The sequence below is a fragment of the Sphingobacterium sp. UME9 genome, from assembly GCF_014170215.1.
Taxonomy (GTDB): Bacteria; Bacteroidota; Bacteroidia; order Sphingobacteriales; family Sphingobacteriaceae; genus Sphingobacterium; species Sphingobacterium paramultivorum.
The window spans coordinates 102,949-119,173 of sequence record NZ_LZZP01000005.1; the positions used below are offsets into that span (position 1 = coordinate 102,949).

15 protein-coding genes are annotated in these 16,225 nt (G+C 40.4%); 7 read left to right on the plus strand and 8 right to left on the minus strand.

Annotation, left to right across the window (positions count from 1 at the left end; genetic code table 11):
* Positions 1 to 66: 66 nt before the first annotated feature.
* Positions 67 to 648 carry an RNA polymerase sigma factor gene (locus A9970_RS09175; protein WP_182982095.1) on the minus strand — a complete coding sequence of 194 codons (582 nt, stop codon included), beginning with the start codon at positions 646 to 648 and terminating at the stop codon, positions 67 to 69.
* A gap of 123 nt (positions 649 to 771) precedes the next feature.
* Positions 772 to 1,437 carry a tRNA (5-methylaminomethyl-2-thiouridine)(34)-methyltransferase MnmD gene (mnmD, locus tag A9970_RS09180; RefSeq protein ID WP_182982096.1) on the minus strand — a complete coding sequence of 222 codons (666 nt, stop codon included), beginning with the start codon at positions 1,435 to 1,437 and terminating at the stop codon, positions 772 to 774.
* A 538-nt stretch (positions 1,438 to 1,975) separates the two neighbouring features.
* Between mnmD and A9970_RS09185 the strand changes: the two genes are divergently transcribed.
* Positions 1,976 to 3,226 (plus strand): dicarboxylate/amino acid:cation symporter, encoded by a 1,251-nt coding sequence (locus A9970_RS09185; RefSeq protein WP_182982097.1) that lies wholly within the window; start codon positions 1,976 to 1,978, stop codon positions 3,224 to 3,226.
* A gap of 88 nt (positions 3,227 to 3,314) precedes the next feature.
* Here A9970_RS09185 and A9970_RS09190 read toward each other — a convergent pair whose 3' ends face one another.
* Complete coding sequence (locus A9970_RS09190) at positions 3,315 to 4,274, minus strand: lipid A deacylase LpxR family protein (RefSeq protein WP_182982098.1); 960 nt, start codon at positions 4,272 to 4,274, stop codon at positions 3,315 to 3,317.
* Between the two features lie 385 nt (positions 4,275 to 4,659).
* On the opposite strand from A9970_RS09190, the gene A9970_RS09195 reads away from it, so the two are divergent.
* From A9970_RS09195 to A9970_RS09210, 4 genes are all read left to right on the plus strand, one after another.
* Entirely contained in the window at positions 4,660 to 5,067 is a 408-nt protein-coding gene (locus A9970_RS09195) for a cytochrome c maturation protein CcmE (RefSeq protein ID WP_046672794.1), read from the plus strand.
* Between the two features lie 19 nt (positions 5,068 to 5,086).
* The gene (locus tag A9970_RS09200; RefSeq protein WP_182982099.1) at positions 5,087 to 7,546 is read left to right on the plus strand and encodes a heme lyase CcmF/NrfE family subunit; all 2,460 of its coding nucleotides are present in this window, start codon (positions 5,087 to 5,089) and stop codon (positions 7,544 to 7,546) included.
* Complete coding sequence (locus A9970_RS09205; RefSeq protein ID WP_153845693.1) at positions 7,546 to 8,307, plus strand: Rossmann-like and DUF2520 domain-containing protein; 762 nt, start codon at positions 7,546 to 7,548, stop codon at positions 8,305 to 8,307. Before A9970_RS09200 ends, A9970_RS09205 begins: the two co-directional genes overlap by 1 nt.
* Positions 8,308 to 8,493: 186 nt before the next feature.
* Positions 8,494 to 10,050, plus strand: a complete 1,557-nt coding sequence (locus A9970_RS09210) for an FMN-binding glutamate synthase family protein (protein WP_153845694.1) — start codon at positions 8,494 to 8,496, stop codon at positions 10,048 to 10,050.
* A gap of 102 nt (positions 10,051 to 10,152) precedes the next feature.
* Here the strand turns inward: A9970_RS09210 and A9970_RS09215 are convergent, their stop codons facing one another.
* The 3 genes from A9970_RS09215 to A9970_RS09225 form a co-directional block, all read right to left on the minus strand.
* Positions 10,153 to 10,596, minus strand: coding sequence for a MarR family winged helix-turn-helix transcriptional regulator (locus tag A9970_RS09215; protein WP_046672798.1), 444 nt, complete (start codon positions 10,594 to 10,596; stop codon positions 10,153 to 10,155).
* A 266-nt stretch (positions 10,597 to 10,862) separates the two neighbouring features.
* Positions 10,863 to 11,639 carry an amidohydrolase gene (locus tag A9970_RS09220; RefSeq protein ID WP_046672799.1) on the minus strand — a complete coding sequence of 259 codons (777 nt, stop codon included), beginning with the start codon at positions 11,637 to 11,639 and terminating at the stop codon, positions 10,863 to 10,865.
* Between the two features lie 84 nt (positions 11,640 to 11,723).
* Complete coding sequence (locus A9970_RS09225; RefSeq protein ID WP_182982100.1) at positions 11,724 to 12,692, minus strand: polyprenyl synthetase family protein; 969 nt, start codon at positions 12,690 to 12,692, stop codon at positions 11,724 to 11,726.
* A gap of 111 nt (positions 12,693 to 12,803) precedes the next feature.
* Here A9970_RS09225 and A9970_RS09230 point away from each other — a divergent pair, with 111 nt between their 5' ends.
* Both A9970_RS09230 and A9970_RS09235 read left to right on the plus strand, forming a co-directional pair.
* Positions 12,804 to 13,973 (plus strand): glycosyltransferase family 4 protein, encoded by a 1,170-nt coding sequence (locus A9970_RS09230; RefSeq protein ID WP_182982101.1) that lies wholly within the window; start codon positions 12,804 to 12,806, stop codon positions 13,971 to 13,973.
* Positions 13,970 to 14,299, plus strand: a complete 330-nt coding sequence (locus A9970_RS09235) for a metal-sulfur cluster assembly factor (RefSeq protein ID WP_046672802.1) — start codon at positions 13,970 to 13,972, stop codon at positions 14,297 to 14,299. The genes A9970_RS09230 and A9970_RS09235 overlap by 4 nt, the downstream gene beginning before the upstream one ends.
* Before the next feature lie 99 nt (positions 14,300 to 14,398).
* Here A9970_RS09235 and A9970_RS09240 read toward each other — a convergent pair whose 3' ends face one another.
* Both A9970_RS09240 and A9970_RS09245 read right to left on the minus strand, forming a co-directional pair.
* A complete protein-coding gene (locus tag A9970_RS09240; protein WP_153845697.1) occupies positions 14,399 to 15,640 on the minus strand; it encodes a cation:proton antiporter in 1,242 nt (413 codons plus the stop codon).
* Between the two features lie 3 nt (positions 15,641 to 15,643).
* Positions 15,644 to 16,123: a cation:proton antiporter regulatory subunit gene (locus tag A9970_RS09245; protein ID WP_046672804.1), complete on the minus strand. Its 480-nt coding sequence runs from the start codon at positions 16,121 to 16,123 to the stop codon at positions 15,644 to 15,646.
* Positions 16,124 to 16,225: the final 102 nt, after the last annotated feature.

A 16,225-nucleotide genomic window follows, 5' to 3' on the forward strand; every position in this document is an offset into this window, starting at 1 on the left:
CAGAAAATAAAAGGATAAGGGTCAAAAAAGAATAAATAGCGGGGTATAAAATCGGGTACGCTCCGGCTAATTCTCGCCGACTAAAGATAAAAACGCGAGGAGCGTCAATGCATTTTTGGCCCCCAACAAGGTTCGTATGGTATGTATCGCACGGGAACGGTTTGTGTATACAGCAGTTGGGCTCATTTGAAGCTCTTCTGCAATCTCTTCGACAGTCTTGTCTTCAAGATAGGTCATATTAAAAACTTCCCGTTGTTTTTCAGGAAGCTTTCCGACCTCAATAAATATAGAGTGGATCAACTCAGCATGAATCATTTTTGAGAAAACGTCGCGATCATCTGCCAACAGATCTTCATAATTTGTCAAGGACTCATGGATGCCTTTAGAACGCTCCGCCCGAATAACATTCAGACTCGCATTCTTTGCCGAAATATAGATAAAGGCCTTTAGATTTTCCATTGTATAAAAATCAGACCTACGCTCCCATACCTTAACGAAAACATCGGCCACGATTTCCTCGGCCAAACGGTTTTCCTTCAGATAACCAAGTATAAAGAATAACAGTTGTTTATAGAATTTACGATAAATCGCAACAAATCCTTCCTGGCCATCTGTCTTCAAACTGTCTATCAACTGCGAATCTGTCATTAGGTAGTAAAATATAAACCACAAGTGGTGAATAGGTTAGCGTCTCTATTTTGGGCTAAATTAGAAAACACTTTTTAGAATACCAAGCAGTTAACAATAATTTAAAGTCGGCAATCGCCCTTCTTATAGCTTTGTCGCACGAAGCATTTCACGCTTGCCAGGCGCACCAGGCGCCTTTTCAATAGAAAAGCCCAATGCTTTCATACTGCGCTTGAGATTTCCGGTAATAGCATAAGTCACAAAAACACCACCAGGTTTAACAAACTGCGCGATATGTCCCAAGGCAGCATCATTCCACATCTCAGGCTGATGCACTGCCGCGAAGGCATCAAAATAAACAACCTCAAACAAGCGATCCGATTTGAAATTCATCAATAAGGTATGGTCAATATGAAGCTTTAAGTACTCGTTAATCCGTACGTTTTCCGTCAAAGCCTGCTCGTATACATTCAAATAGCTTGCCCACACGGTCGGATCTACCGTCGCCTCATAGCCCGTTTCGGCAATAGTGGACAAAGGCAAGGGAAATCCTTCTATCCCGACATACTCCACCTGAACGGATTTATCGCTAAGAAAGTCAGCTGTTTGCAAAAAATTCAAACCTGTCCCGAACCCAACCTCTAGGATACCGACGTCGGTTGCCCCTGTTGTTTGTACATAGTGGTCAAGCCCTGTTTTTATAAAAACATGCCTACTTTCCTGTACTGCACCGTGTTTAGAATGATAACATTCTCCTATTTCAGCATTAAACAACGTTTTCGAACCATCTCCTGTCGTTACAAATTCCATTTTTATACAAATACTTTAAGTTCCAATTTTCACACATTAAGTCTAAACAACTAAACAGTAATCCAAACAAATGGCGCGCTCCTTACCCATGACACTTATCACTGCTACTGTCCAAAGATAAAAAAGCCAATTCGAGTATCAAAACCTTCCTGATTTCAACAGCATCAACAGCTGGGAAAGCGGATAGAAACTCTTTTGTAGATCATAAAACGAGTGTAGCAAGCTCTTTAATACCTTAATGAAAAGATACAAAGCAATCACCTAGACATTTGCAGAAAAAAGCGGCTTTTTTCTGCAAGGTAAAACAAAAATGAACAAACACGCATAAATTCAGCTCGTTTTAATAGACCTATTCGAGAAAAACACTATTTTAGCAATCTAAATACGAAATATTCACAAAACCTAATGAAATATCCAAACCTAACAAGTGCAAGCAATACAACAGCATTGGATATTCTCAATGTGACCAAATACAAAGACAATATAAGCAGTTCTTCCATGCGAATGAACTCCTTTTGAAATAACTAATCATACACCTATGAAATACGCTACAAAAACTTTCGTGCAGAACTACGGCAGTATCTTACTTCTACTCCTTGGGATCAGTATTGGAAGTTTGATCGGCATCTTTTTTCCGCATATCGTCAACAATTTTAAACCGATCGGCGACATTTTCCTAAACCTCCTCTTTGTCAGCGTTATACCCCTGGTGTTTTTTGCCATATCCTCATCTGTTGCCAATATCGATGGCGACAGTGTACTGGGAAGGATCATCGGCATGATGTCGTTCGTATTTGTACTGGGTATTGTCGTCGCCGGACTGTCAAGCATCTGCTTCCTTTACCTCTTTCCAGTGGATGCTCCACTGCCTATTGAACAAACAAACAAGATCATAGAAACAGTTGTTCATGATTCTTGGGGTGAAAAAATGGTCCGCTTTTTAACCGTTAGCGAATTTTCAAGTTTATTATCACGACAAAATATGCTGGCCTTTGTCATCTTTTCGTTCCTCGTTGGCATTGCTACGCGCAAATCAGGAGCATCTGCAGGGACCTTCCGTAAATTTATAAACTCGGGCAATGTTGTGATGGGAAATCTGCTCGTGATGGTCATGAACCTGGCTCCTATTGGTTTGGGTGCATATTTTGCCTATCAGGTTGGAACATTAGGCCCTCAGCTCTTTGGTTTTTATGCTAAACCTATCGGTCTATATTACTTTTTTGGAATCTTCTATTTTTTTACGGTATTCAGTTTATTCGCTTTTTTAGCATTCGGGCTAAAGGGTGTCAAACGATATTGGCAAAATAACATATTGCCTTCCTTAACCGCATTGAGCAGTTGCAGCAGCCTCGCCACCATGCCGGCCAACTTACTTTCAGCCAAGCAAATTGGAATCCCGGACAGCGTCGCTAGTGTCGTCATTCCCCTAGGCACGACATTGCACAAGCATGGATCGGCGATCGCCTGTATCTTTAAAATCTATATTGCGCTTTTATTAAGTGGCAAGGAATTTTTTGATCCAGCCAATCTGATTATGGCGGTTGGCATTACTTTACTGGTGAGCATCGTAGCCGGCGGAATTCCTAATGGTGGCTACATCGGAGAAATGCTGATCATATCGGTTTATCAGATGCCAACGGAGGTGATCCCTTCCATTATGATTATCGCCACGCTGGTCGACCCATTGGCAACGATGCTCAATGCCACTGGAGACACCGTAGCCGCTATGCTCACAACCAGATTGATCGGGCAAAAACTGGCCGACCCTATTCCCCAAAATCCAGGTTAAACAAGCTGCAAACGACAAACATTTGAACGGTGGACCAACGAAGATCCTATCAAGCGGATCCATGTAGGCCCTACCTATGGCCGGCTGATCAAAAACGGTAGGCAAAAAACAGCTCGCCATATTGATGCCGGTGAAACGCCGATTTGAGCTCTTTCGAATTGAATATATAATTGATACCGTAATTGATCTTGTGGTTAGACCAATTGAAACCAATGCGATGGCTAAGCATCCAAGGCCGAATAGTGTATAACTTGCCTATGGGATCATTTTTACCTCTTCCTCCTTCTACCGTTGCGCTGTAAAAAATACGAGACACGCTTGGTTGATAGACAAAATACCATTCTTTATCATTGTCTGCTCTTCCCTGTGTCAAATGCCCATGTGTAAAGGTGGACGCCTGATAGGATTTCAGCTTCCCCAACCGAAGCGGGGCCGCAATCCCCATATTGGTATTATTTAGTCCAATGGTCCCCTCACCTATAATTCCCACATCGAATTGCTGGTTTTGACTGCGATATAGTCCTTTTTTATAGGTTGCACTTAAATCAATACCAAAGGAATTTCCAAGCTGCGTATCCCAACCTGTCGCCTCGTACATCCCAAAGAGATGATGGATAAACTTCTGTGCTTCTTCACCGTAGGATTTAGGGCCGATCTGCGCCAATTCAGTCTTGAACTCAACAACCTGATCGTGCGGTAAAAACCGCGTTACCCCAGCACTAAAATAGAGGTAACCTGCAAATGGTCTATCGTATTTTTTTTCCTGCCGTCTATAGTCAATGATACTGATACCATTGTAAATCCGCTGGCCTATTTCAAAATCCAATACCGTATTTGAAGCCTGCCTATCCGGTTTCCCTGGCAACGCAATCCTATAGTTGATATTGATACCATTGGTATAATAGCGGTCCTGACCGGTCAGTAGATAGACGTCATTGTCATTTTGGATAGCAATTTCCTGATTACGGAATTTAACCTGTCCAAAAACAAAAAAGCAGGGGAATATAACAGCCCAAAAGAGGCCTAAAAATCGCAAAGCAACACTCATATTAACAGGCAATTGTAAAATTCATGCGATATCATTAGAACCAAAATAGCAAATTTCACTTCAAATTATTCAAAAGCATTCGAATCTAGCTTATTTTTCCAATTAATTCAAACTATTTAGAATAGATATAAATAATATGGAAAAGTTGCATTATTCCTTTCTTAGCGAATCTATTTGTAATTTTGCATTCGATTAGGTCTCAAATGTAATCAATTTGGGATTTTAGCGAGCACAACGTTGTCAGGTTTGGGTAATAATCTTTCTAAAAAAACAGGAAGATATCTGGCAGATTGGAACAGCTATTCATCGTTAAGAAAAAACAAACCGGGTGAAATGAGCTCATTTATACGATGAGATCAATCACTTATAAAATAAGTAAATACAAATGAAAAAAAGTTCAATTATTCTAATCGCTATCATTGCTGTCGCAATTGCCATGATACTTGTTATCTATACCGATTCAAGTACCTATTCGACATTTACCGAAGCTAAAGAAAAGAAAACCGAACTATATGTGGTAGGTCAATTGAATAAAGACAAAGCGCTTCATTATGATCCCAAAACTGACGCCAACAAATTTTCGTTTTTCATGCGTGACAACGATGGTACAGAATGTGAAGTGATTTTTAGAGGCGCCAAACCTCAAGATATTGAACGTTCAGAGCAAATTGTATTGACAGGAAAAATGGACGGAAATGTGTTTAGGGCAAGTAAGATATTGATGAAATGTCCGTCAAAATATAACGATAAATCGGTCGTCACCGAGATCAATGCTACTGCTTTCAATAATTAATTCGTAAAATCAATTTTCAATGGACGTTAATTACGTTGGTGAGCACCTGCTACCAGGGCAGATCGGACAATTCTTTATTGTACTTTCTTTTGGTGCTGCACTTCTATCTTGTATCAGTTACTTTTTTGCAACAAAATACCCTGAAGAGAATTCATGGAAAAAAATTGCACGTATTGCCTTTTGGGCTAATGCGGTCTCCGTAGTGGCTATTGGTGCAACTTTATTTTATATTATATACAATCATCTTTTTGAATATAATTATGCTTGGGCGCACTCGTCCAAGACACTACCTACATACTATATCATTTCCAGTTTTTGGGAAGGTCAGGAGGGTAGTTTTTGGCTCTGGATGTTCTGGCAAACAGTATTAGGCTCTGTTTTGCTGTTTAAAGCAAAAAGCTGGGAATCGTCTGTCATGACTTTCGTCATGTTATGCCAAGCATTTTTAGCTTCCATGATTATTGGTGTGGAAATCTTCGGTCTGCGTATCGGTAGCTCTCCGTTTATCCTATTGCGTGAAGCAATGGATATTCCAATTTTTAGAGAAGCTAACTATCTTTCACTCATCACCGACGGTAATGGTTTGAACCCTTTGCTTCAAAATTACTGGATGGTGATTCACCCACCAACACTATTCCTTGGATTTGCGTCGATGATTGTTCCTTTTGCTTATGCAACAGGTGCCCTTTGGACCAAACGTTACAAAGAATGGATCAATGCAGCACTTCCTTGGGCTTTATTTGCCGTAATGATTTTAGGCGCAGGTATTATCATGGGCTCATTCTGGGCTTACGAAGCACTTAACTTCGGTGGCTTCTGGGCCTGGGATCCGGTAGAAAATGCATCAATTATTCCTTGGTTTACCTTGATTGCTGCTGTTCACGTCATGATTGCGTACAAGAATTCAGGCCACTCCTACTTCACCGCTACATTTTTGGCGATGATCAGCTTTGTACTTGTTATCTATGCATCTTACCTGACACGTAGTGGTGTCCTTGGAGAGACTTCTGTGCACTCCTTTACCGACCTGGGAATGAGCGGACAATTGATCTTATTCAATGTTGTCTTTTTGGCTATCATGGTGGTATTTCTTACCGTCAAAAAGAAAGAGATGCCCATCACAGAAAAGGATGAGGATATCTATTCAAGAGAATTCTGGATGTTTATTGGCGCCTTGGTATTGACTGTCGCATGTGCACAGATCATCGCTTCAACATCAATTCCAGTGTTCAACAAGATCTTTGGCACCAAGGTAGCTCCACCTTTGGATCCGATCCAACATTATAACAAGTGGCAATCGGGTTTTGCAGTGATCGTTATGATCTTAACCGGATTTACACAATTCTTAAAATACAAACGTACCGATAGCCGCAAGTTTTTGGCTTCTACGGTAGCATCGTTGGTTGTATCTCTCATTCTAACGGCTGCTGTCGTCTATTTTACGAAGACTTATACCAACCTGATCTATATTTTGATCACCTTTGCAAGTATTTTCTGTATTTTGGCGAATATCCGTGTATTGGGTGATGCTGTCAAAGGTAAATGGAAGCTGGCCGGCTCTTCGGTAGCCCATATCGGCTTTGGATTACTACTTATCGGTGCCATGGTGGCTGCAGCAACCAACGAGGTCATCTCGGTCAACAACACTGGTTACATTGCTGTATCGGGATTTGACAAAGTAGAGAAACCTGGCGACAACTTATTCTTGACCGAAGGTGAACCTGTACAAATGGGGGAATACAAAATTACCTATATCGGCGATAGCATTGTGGCTCCAAATACGTTTTATAAAATAAAATACGAGCGGATCGACGAAGAAACAGGTAAAGTGAAGGAGCATTTTGTGCTACAACCTTTTGCACAAAACAACGCGAAAATGGGCGGTTTGATTGGTACTCCAGCGACCAAACATTATGTCACGCATGACGTGTATACACTGATTACTGCAGCTGCAGCTGAAAGTCAAGCAACACATGCTAAAGTTCCGACAGAAGACAAAACTGGTTTCGAGGACTATGAGGAACCGGCGACTTATCAGGTAAATATCGGTGACACCCTACGCTACCGCAATGGATATTATGTCATTGAAGGCTTAAACAAAGAGGCTCACCTGGAGAAAATTCCAAAAGGTCCTAGTGATGTCATGGTTGGATTGAAAATAAAAGTATTTTCGGCCGACAACAAACAGTATGAAGTACAACCAATCTACTTAATTAAAGAGGGTGGTGTTTATGACTTCAATAAAGATGTCAACGAGCAAGGACTTAAATTCAGATTTACGGGAATTAAACCTGACAAGGATAAACTAGAAATCATGGTTTATCAAAAGCCACTTCCAGAAAAGAAATGGGTCGTATTTAAAGCCATTAAATTCCCATACATCAACTTTTTCTGGTGTGGAACGATTGTCATGACCATCGGTTTTATCATGTCCATTGTGAGAAGAAATAAAGAGGAGAAACGAAAAGCACTTAAATAATGAACATTGTGATCTTAGGAAGCGGTAATGCCGCTACGCATTTTGGACAACAGTTTCAAAAAACAGGACACCATATCGTTCAGATCTACAGTAAAACAAAGGCCAATGCAGATGCATTGGCCTTTGCTCTTCATTGCGTGGCAATTGACCAACTGTCTGAACTAGACTTGCATGCCGATCTTTACCTCATTGCCGTTACCGATCAGGCCATTGTATCGCTGGTAGAAGCGCTACCAAAAGATATAAAAGGTGTTGTTATTCATTGTTCGGGAGCGACCGATCTTTCTGTCCTGGCTGGATTTAAAAATGCGGGAGTCATCTATCCCCCACAATCGTTATCCAAAAATAAAGCAGTCGATTTCTCGACCGTACCGCTTTGTGTTGAAGGTAACACGGATGAAAATAGTGCCGCGCTACTTCAGTTAGCACAGACATTTGCACCGCGGAGCATCTATTGTAATTCCCAGCAGCGCTTAGCCATCCACCTTGCCTCGGTCATGGTCAACAATTTTACTAACATCCTTTATCAGATGGCCTACGAGCTCTTAGCAGAAAACGACTTGTCCTTTGATCTAATCAAACCAATCATCCTGGAGACGGCAGAAAAAGTGCAAAATCATATTCCAATAACAGTTCAGACAGGACCAGCGATCCGACAGGACAGCACAACAATGCAAAAACATTTGCAATTTATTAGCAATAAACCAGATTTACAGCAAATCTATCAACTTTTGTCGCAGGAGATTACTAAAAGAAAATAGTTTGTTAGAAACAGTTATAAACTTATCAAAACTTACCTCCAAAGGGTAAATATATCCATTTACTTCAGGAACTTTAGTACATTTGCTTCGTCCAAAAGCGCATTTTGGAATGCTAATTGAGTAATAAAATTATCAGTTGGGCTAAACATTAAAATAGCGAATTAAAACTAAACAATCGTATTTTCTATGGAAGTTAGAAAACTCATTCTTTCAATAATGATTGTGATTAATTTAATCATTGTATCATTTGGATTTATATTTACATCAAGCTGGTTTTGGCTGCTTATCATCCCATTTCCATTGCTATTGATTGCGTTATATCATAGTTTCCAGACAAAACATGCCATCCTACGCAATTATCCCTTAGTTGGATATTTCCGTTATATTTTTGAATCTATTCGTCCTGAGTTGAGACAATATTTTTGGGAATCAGACATGGATGGACGTCCATTTAACAGAAGACAACGTTCGATCGTATACCAACGTGCAAAAAATCAACGTGAAACTGTCGCATTTGGTATGCAGACGGATCCACAGGCTGTCGGAAATGAATGGGCTGCGCACTCTGTTTTCCCTTGCCATATCGAAAACCACGATATGCGTACCACGGTTGGAAATGCAGCCTGTAAAAAGCCGTATAGCTTAAGTGTGTTCAACATCTCGGCAATGAGTTATGGTGCGTTGAGTAAAACAGCGATAACGGCATTAAATAAAGGTGCCGCACTTCAAAACTTTGCACACAATACCGGTGAAGGGGGAATCAGTGACTACCACAACAACGGTGGTGATTTAATTTGGCAGGTGGGTACAGGTTATTTTGGCTGTCGGAATCAGGAAGGAAAATTTGACGCGGAGCTTTTCCGAGAAAAATCCAATCGTGAAAACGTGAAGATGGTCGAGTTGAAACTCTCGCAAGGCGCTAAACCTGGTCATGGAGGTATTCTTCCAGCGGCAAAAAATACCCCTGAGGTTGCGGCTATTCGTCACGTCATTCCAGGAACAGATGTGATGTCGCCTCCAGCACATAGCGCTTTCTCCTCGCCGACTGAAATGATGCACTTCATACAACAGCTGCGCGAGCTATCGGGTGGGAAGCCCATCGGCTTCAAAATTTGTATCGGCGATAAACATGAGTTTATCGATATCTGTCATGCCATGCAAAACACGCAGATCTTCCCGGATTTTATCTCCGTAGATGGATCAGAAGGTGGTACGGGAGCTGCTCCACTGGAGTTTACGGATAACTTGGGGATGCCACTATACGATGCATTGGCATTTGTAACGAAAACTTTGATTGCTTTTGGTTTAAAAAAACATGTTAAAGTTATTGTATCAAGCCGTATTGTAACAGGTTTCGATATATTGAAAGTCATTGCCTTAGGCGCAGATGCATGTTATAGTGCTCGCGGAATGATGTTCGCTTTAGGTTGTATTCAGGCACTTAAATGTAATGAAGACGTCTGTCCGGTTGGGGTTGCCACGCAACAGCCGCATTTATACAAAGGACTCGACGTAAACGATAAATATGTGCGGGTCGCTCAGTTCCACCGCAACACATTACGTGCTACAGTCGAAATTATGGAGGCTTGTGGTTTCAAAACACTTTCGGATGTATCGGCAGATAAATTCTATCGTAAGGTCGATGCTATCCGGACACTAAGTTTTCAGGAAATCTATTTCGGAACGGAAGGCAAATTGGTCAATAGCCACACAGATTTCGAAAGCAAACTTTTCGAAGATTAACTGCTAGAAATTCATATAAAAAAGGTCCCCTATGTTGAATACATAGGGGACCTTTTTTATACCCTGATAGTTCCCTTATAAAATAACCCCCACTAAGTATCTTTATTTCAAATTAAACAATACGCGATGCAAAATGGTATTTGATAAGGTAATTTGATCGTCGGCCAAGCCTCCTAAGGCCTGTTCAATAGTATTTTTTGCCTGCTTCATTCCTTCATCCTTCATCTTTCGTCCTATTTTTGTTAAATAGATCAGATTGGACCGTCTGTCGTTTTTATCATTAACGCGGATAACCAAATTTACCCGTTCCAGATTATTAATTAATCGAGTAACACTTGGTTTATCTCGAAATGTGCGAACAGCAAGCTCCTGCTGGGTAAGCCCCTCTTCTACCCACAGGTTATACATGATACTCCATTGTTCAGAAGTAATGTTTAACCCGGCCTCCTTGAGATTACGTTGTAATCTCCGCATAACTGCAATTGAGTATTTCCCCGTTAGGAAATTATAAAAATACTCTTGTGATACTAAATCTTGGTCTAACATATGAATAATGGTTATGGTTGTTTACGCAACTTATTTTAATAATAAAACGTCGTCTTTCATTCAATATGAGAAAAAGCTAAACGTATTTTGGCTAATAGTTAGCCTAAATTACGCTTTAATATAGCTGTCTCAAACAAAATTTTATCAACATGTCATAAGTAGATGTTGATAAATCATAACAATTTGATTTATACTAGACTGAATTTAATAAATAAAAAGGATACAAACAAAATAAATGCTTGCAATTATACCTAATTTAGAGGATGTTATCCGATAGTAAAAGAGTCGGAATCTTTTAAGAAAGGAAATTTCTCACGTGCTTCCAACAGGTCGTTCGGATTTAAGGTAAAGGTATATAAATCCTCATCTTCCGGTTTATAATACACCACATCACCAAGTGGCGATATACACATAGAGCCACCCGAATAGTAAATATCATTACCATCATGCCCTACCCGGTTTACCCCTACAACATAAGCTTGGTTTTCTATTGCACGTGCTGGAATAAGGGCTCTCCAATGTGCGGAGCGCTTGTCTGGCCAACTGGCTGTATACACTAAAATATCATAGGCGCCGTTTTGATTTTTAGACCAGACTGGGAATCTAAGGTCATAACAGATCATCGGGCAAATTTTCCATCCTTTGATATCCACCAGGATACGTTCATTTCCTGGCTCGAAGTACTCGCTTTCTTTAGATAATCCGAAAAGATGACGTTTATCATATTTTACATATTTACCATCTGGAAACATCCATACAAAGCGATTATAGTATTTTCCGCCTTCTTCGATAATCAAAGAACCGGCAACAACACAGTTAAGTGAGCTTGCCATTTCAAATAGCCATCTTGTCGTAGGTCCATTTGCAGGTTCTGCACATTTCTCGACATTATTCGTGAAGCCCGTATTAAACATTTCGGGGAGAATAATAACATCCGTTTTCTCACGCAATGAGGAAAGTCTCAATGCAAGATTATTTAGATTCTTCTCGATATTTTCCCAGAATAAATATGCTTGAAATACGGTGATTTTTAAAGGCTCCATGAACGTAATCTAAAAATTTATTTAATTATTTTCTTACAAAAAAAACATTTACAGGCAAGATACGAATTTAAATAGAATTTATACTTATTGCTGTCTTACCAAAAGGTTATTTGCTAACACTAATAACGCTTCTTTGCGATCATTTGGTACATTCAATGCTTCCATTTTTTCAAATGCCCGCTGTGTATAGATATCTTTCAATTCGTCGGCCGCAATTTTAATCTCATACTTCTCGTATAAGGCAAGCATATCTGCTACTTTTGATGGAGTAGTCTCGATAGATGTGTCCAATAAGCCTTGTAAGACTGTCTTATCGTCGTCCGAAATTACCGCCATCAACTTCACCAATAAAAAGGTTTTTTTATTGATCATGATATCACCACCAACGATCTTTCCAAAGGTATCGGGATCTCCATAGGCATCCAAGATATCGTCCTGTAATTGAAATGCTAAGCCGACATTCTCTCCAAAATCGTAGATCAGCTGCTGTTGCTGTTCATCTGCTCCAGACAAAATAGCACCCAACTGTAACGCTCCGCCCAATAACACCGAAGTTTTAAGACGGATCATCTCAAGATATTCAGGCATTGTCAGCGAATCCCGACTCTCATAATCCATATCCAATTGCTGGCCCTCACATACTTCCATAGCCACCTTACTCAAAATTTTCAAGGTTGCGGGCAGGTAAATAGGATTACACTTTGAAATTTCCTCATAAGCTTTGACCAACAAGCCGTCTCCAGACAATATAGCAATATTAGCATCCCACTTTTCGTGAACTGTCGTTTTACCCCTTCTTAAAGGAGCCTTATCCATCAGATCATCGTGGATCAGTGAAAAGTTATGAAAAAACTCCACTGCCTTGGCAGCAGGGATAATTTCATCCATCTCTTGCATGCCGAATAATTCGGCAGCCATCAATGTCAGCACTGGTCGAACCCTCTTTCCGCCCAAAGTCAATATATACCGTATCGGATCATATAAATTTGATGGTGTTTCAGGAAATTGACTTGTCTCTATCGCCTCTATCACGAGTTGTTGTAAATGTTGCATATATCTTTACGATCGAATCTTGCGAATATAGCAATAATCATATAGAAATGGCAATTTTGTGCCCTTAAAGGAAGTCACACCAAAATTGTACATTTGCATAAGTCTTTTATTATGCGCATACTGATTATCCATACATTTTATCAAGATCCTGGTGGTGAAGACACTGTATTTCAGCAGGAATCTTCCCTCCTCGCGCAAGGACATGAGGTCCAAACGCTAACCTTTCAAAATAAAAAGGGTTGGCAGGGTGCATTACAGACAATAGGATCTTTTTGGAATATTTGTGCTGCTCAACGTGTCAAAAAAATAATTCGGACGTTTAAACCAGACATCGTTCATGTTCACAACACCCATTATGCAGCGGGTCCGATTATCGTGCGTACGATTGCAAAACTCGGCATCCCCCAGGTCATGACCTTGCATAACTTCCGTTTACTATGCCCTTCGGCGACGCTGTACCACCACAACCATCTCTTTCTAGACTCACTCCAAGAGGAGTTTCCGTGGACGGCCATTCGGCAAAAGGCATTCAATAATTCCACAGTCAAAACATTTCTTCTGGCTTTGAATTATTGGTTTCACCGTAAAATTGGAACTTGGGCAAAGGTAAATCGCTACATCAATTTAAGCTCCTTTGCAAAGAACATATTCGTTGAATCGACCTTGCACCTTCCGTCTACTAAATTCGAGATTAAACCCAACTTTGTTTTTCCTGCCACAATAGCGCCCGAGGGTACACAGGCCTACTTCGTATACGTCGGTCGTCTTTCAGATGAAAAGGGGATATTGAATCTGATCGATACTTTTATCGGCACAGATTTTCAACTACAGCTAATTGGTGGCGGTCCGCTCGAAAATGAGGTCTTGAGAAGCATTAAAAACCAGCCGAATATTTCCTACCTCGGTTTCAAAAAAAGGTCAGAAATACTGCCCCTGATAGCCAAAGCACAGGCACTACTCGTACCATCGATTTGTTTTGAAGGTATGCCGATCACGATTCTTGAGGCTTATTCAGTCGGAACAGCTGTGCTCTGCTCAAATCTAGGCCCACTCCCCGAACTGATTATCCCCGGCAAAACAGGACAAACTTTCGATCCCCACAACAAAAACGATATCATCCAATGTTTAAGGGAGTGGAGTACAAAAACAACAAATGAAAAAGATGAGATAAGAAAGACCTGTATTGCTTACTATTTTAGTAATTTTACTCCTGAAATAAATGAAGCGAAATTATTAGCGATCTATCAAAACGCTATTCACGATAAAAAACTGAATAAATGAGTATCATTGTATTAGATAAACTGGGTCTAGCGCCACAAATCCAAGCTGTACTGGAAACAATTTATGATCCTGAACTGAAACCAGCAAATATTGTGGATTTGGGGCTTGTATATGAAATCATTACGAAGGAAGAGGGTATTGCAAAGATTGTAATGACGCTGACTGCTCCTGGCTGCCCCGTGGCAGGCGAAATCATGAATGAAGTTCAAGAAAAAGTTGCTGCTGTAGCAGGTGTCAAAGAAGCATTGGTCGAATTGACATTTGATCCACCCTGGACAAAAGACATGATGTCGGAAGAAGCAAAACTAGAATTAGGGTTTTTATAAAATTCAATAGCTCATAATAACAAAGAGGATCCTACAGTATTGTAGGATCCTCTTTGTTTGTGACCACTCATATAAGAGCACCTCTATCATCCAGAAGCGCTAAGTGGTCTGATTATTTTCTAAATCACTCAACTTTTTCAAAGGCTTGGAGCTATTGGCGTCCGTACCGAAAAGTAATTTCCACAGATTACGGGACTCTTTGGTCAATAGTGGGGATACAATGGAAAGAATGAGAACATATACAACCACAAAGGATTGAATAACGGGCAATAAAGCCCCTGCTTTACCAATATTTGCCATGATAATGGAAAACTCTCCCCGCGCAGACAACGTAAAGCCAATATCAAAAGAAGTTTTAGGTTTCATGCCCGAAAATTTAGCTGCAAAATACCCCGATGCAAGATTACCCATCACCGTCACCAGCGCTGCAATCGAAGCCCAAAATACAGCCCCCCCAAGTGACATAATATCAATAGACAATCCGAAACTAAAGAAAAACATTGCCCCAAAAAAATCTTTATAGGGCAGTACCATCGATTCAATCTTTTTAATGTATTGCGAATCTGCTAACACCAAGCCAGCCATCAATGCCCCAATTGCCTCCGCAACATGGATGGTTTCAGAGAAACCTGCCACAATAAACAGTAAGGCAAAGATGATCAATATAAATAATTCAGAAGTTTTCTCCTTCAATAAACGATCAATCGCAGGCACTAGTTTTCTGCCCAAAATCAAAAAGGTCAATATAAATCCCAAGGCCAGTAAGGACGTTCCTGCTACCGTCCAAAAAGAACTGCTTCCTGTCAGTATCAAGCCCGAAAGGAAAGAGATATGCATCGCTATAAACAGATCATCGAACATAATCATCCCCATGATGACCTCAGTCTCCGGGTTGGCCGTGCGTTTGAGATCTGTAAGAACCTTTGCAACAATAGCCGTGGAAGAACTTGTCATGATGCCGCATAAGACCATCATCTCCTTAAATGGCATATCCATTAGCCATCCGATCAACAAGCCTGAGGTAAAGTTCAATAAGACGTAAATTGTCCCGCCTGTCACAATTGCTTTACCGGATTTAATAAGGCGATTGACCGAAAACTCAAGGCCCAGGTAGAACAGCAGGAATAATACGCCCAACCGTCCCATGAAATCTATAAAGGGTTTACTTTCTGTAAATGTTAAATCCACCAGACCAACCTGCGGAGCGTGCTGTCCCAAAACCATTCCTATAATAATGAAAAATGGAATAACAGAAAACTTAAGCTTATTGGCTATTAGGCCAACAATGGCAACAAGTCCTACAGCGATTCCAATTTCCAGTATTAAGGTATGTGATAGCATAAATTACAGTAAAATTTCCTTCAAAAGTTTAATATTATTCTTCTTTCCAGCAATGACAAGTGTGGTACCTGGGCTAATCAAATAAGACGGTCCTGGATTGATAACCGTATCATCATCCCGTATGCCAGCAATAATTGATGCACCTGTACGTTGACGAACTTCCAGCTCTCCAATTGTCTTTCCGGCCCCCTCATTTTTGCCTTCCACTTTGTACCATTCAATGCGTAAATCGTCCAAAGCAACTTCAATTGTCTCCAAAGCTTTAGGCTTGTAGGACAAACCACCGATAATACCCGCAATCTGCCGAGATTCATCGTCATTGAGTGTCATGACGCAACGTGACTCATGTTCCTCGTCATCATAGCGATAAAGTTCCCGTCTGCCATCGTCATGGATAACAACAACCATATTGTCTCCCGCATCGGTTTCAATTTGAAATTTTTTTCCAATTCCAATCAGATCGGACTCTCTTACAATAGACATAATCTTCTATTTAAATAAATACTAATAATATAAGCTTCATAACGTTGCTTACAACAATTACGAAAACAAGCTAAAGGTTCTTTCTAACAAAAAACAAAGACT

Coding starts and splice junctions, on each gene's coding strand:
- A9970_RS09210 (WP_153845694.1), top strand. CDS start 8,494: ATGGAAGTTAGAAAACTCATTCTTTCAATAATGATTGTGATTAATTTA.
- A9970_RS09185 (WP_182982097.1), top strand. CDS start 1,976: ATGAAATACGCTACAAAAACTTTCGTGCAGAACTACGGCAGTATCTTA.
- A9970_RS09205 (WP_153845693.1), top strand. CDS start 7,546: ATGAACATTGTGATCTTAGGAAGCGGTAATGCCGCTACGCATTTTGGA.
- A9970_RS09245 (WP_046672804.1), bottom strand. CDS start 16,123: ATGTCTATTGTAAGAGAGTCCGATCTGATTGGAATTGGAAAAAAATTT.
- A9970_RS09240 (WP_153845697.1), bottom strand. CDS start 15,640: ATGCTATCACATACCTTAATACTGGAAATTGGAATCGCTGTAGGACTT.
- mnmD (WP_182982096.1), bottom strand. CDS start 1,437: ATGGAATTTGTAACGACAGGAGATGGTTCGAAAACGTTGTTTAATGCT.
- A9970_RS09190 (WP_182982098.1), bottom strand. CDS start 4,274: ATGAGTGTTGCTTTGCGATTTTTAGGCCTCTTTTGGGCTGTTATATTC.
- A9970_RS09220 (WP_046672799.1), bottom strand. CDS start 11,639: ATGGAGCCTTTAAAAATCACCGTATTTCAAGCATATTTATTCTGGGAA.
- A9970_RS09175 (WP_182982095.1), bottom strand. CDS start 648: ATGACAGATTCGCAGTTGATAGACAGTTTGAAGACAGATGGCCAGGAA.
- A9970_RS09225 (WP_182982100.1), bottom strand. CDS start 12,692: ATGCAACATTTACAACAACTCGTGATAGAGGCGATAGAGACAAGTCAA.
- A9970_RS09235 (WP_046672802.1), top strand. CDS start 13,970: ATGAGTATCATTGTATTAGATAAACTGGGTCTAGCGCCACAAATCCAA.
- A9970_RS09195 (WP_046672794.1), top strand. CDS start 4,660: ATGAAAAAAAGTTCAATTATTCTAATCGCTATCATTGCTGTCGCAATT.
- A9970_RS09215 (WP_046672798.1), bottom strand. CDS start 10,596: ATGTTAGACCAAGATTTAGTATCACAAGAGTATTTTTATAATTTCCTA.
- A9970_RS09200 (WP_182982099.1), top strand. CDS start 5,087: ATGGACGTTAATTACGTTGGTGAGCACCTGCTACCAGGGCAGATCGGA.
- A9970_RS09230 (WP_182982101.1), top strand. CDS start 12,804: ATGCGCATACTGATTATCCATACATTTTATCAAGATCCTGGTGGTGAA.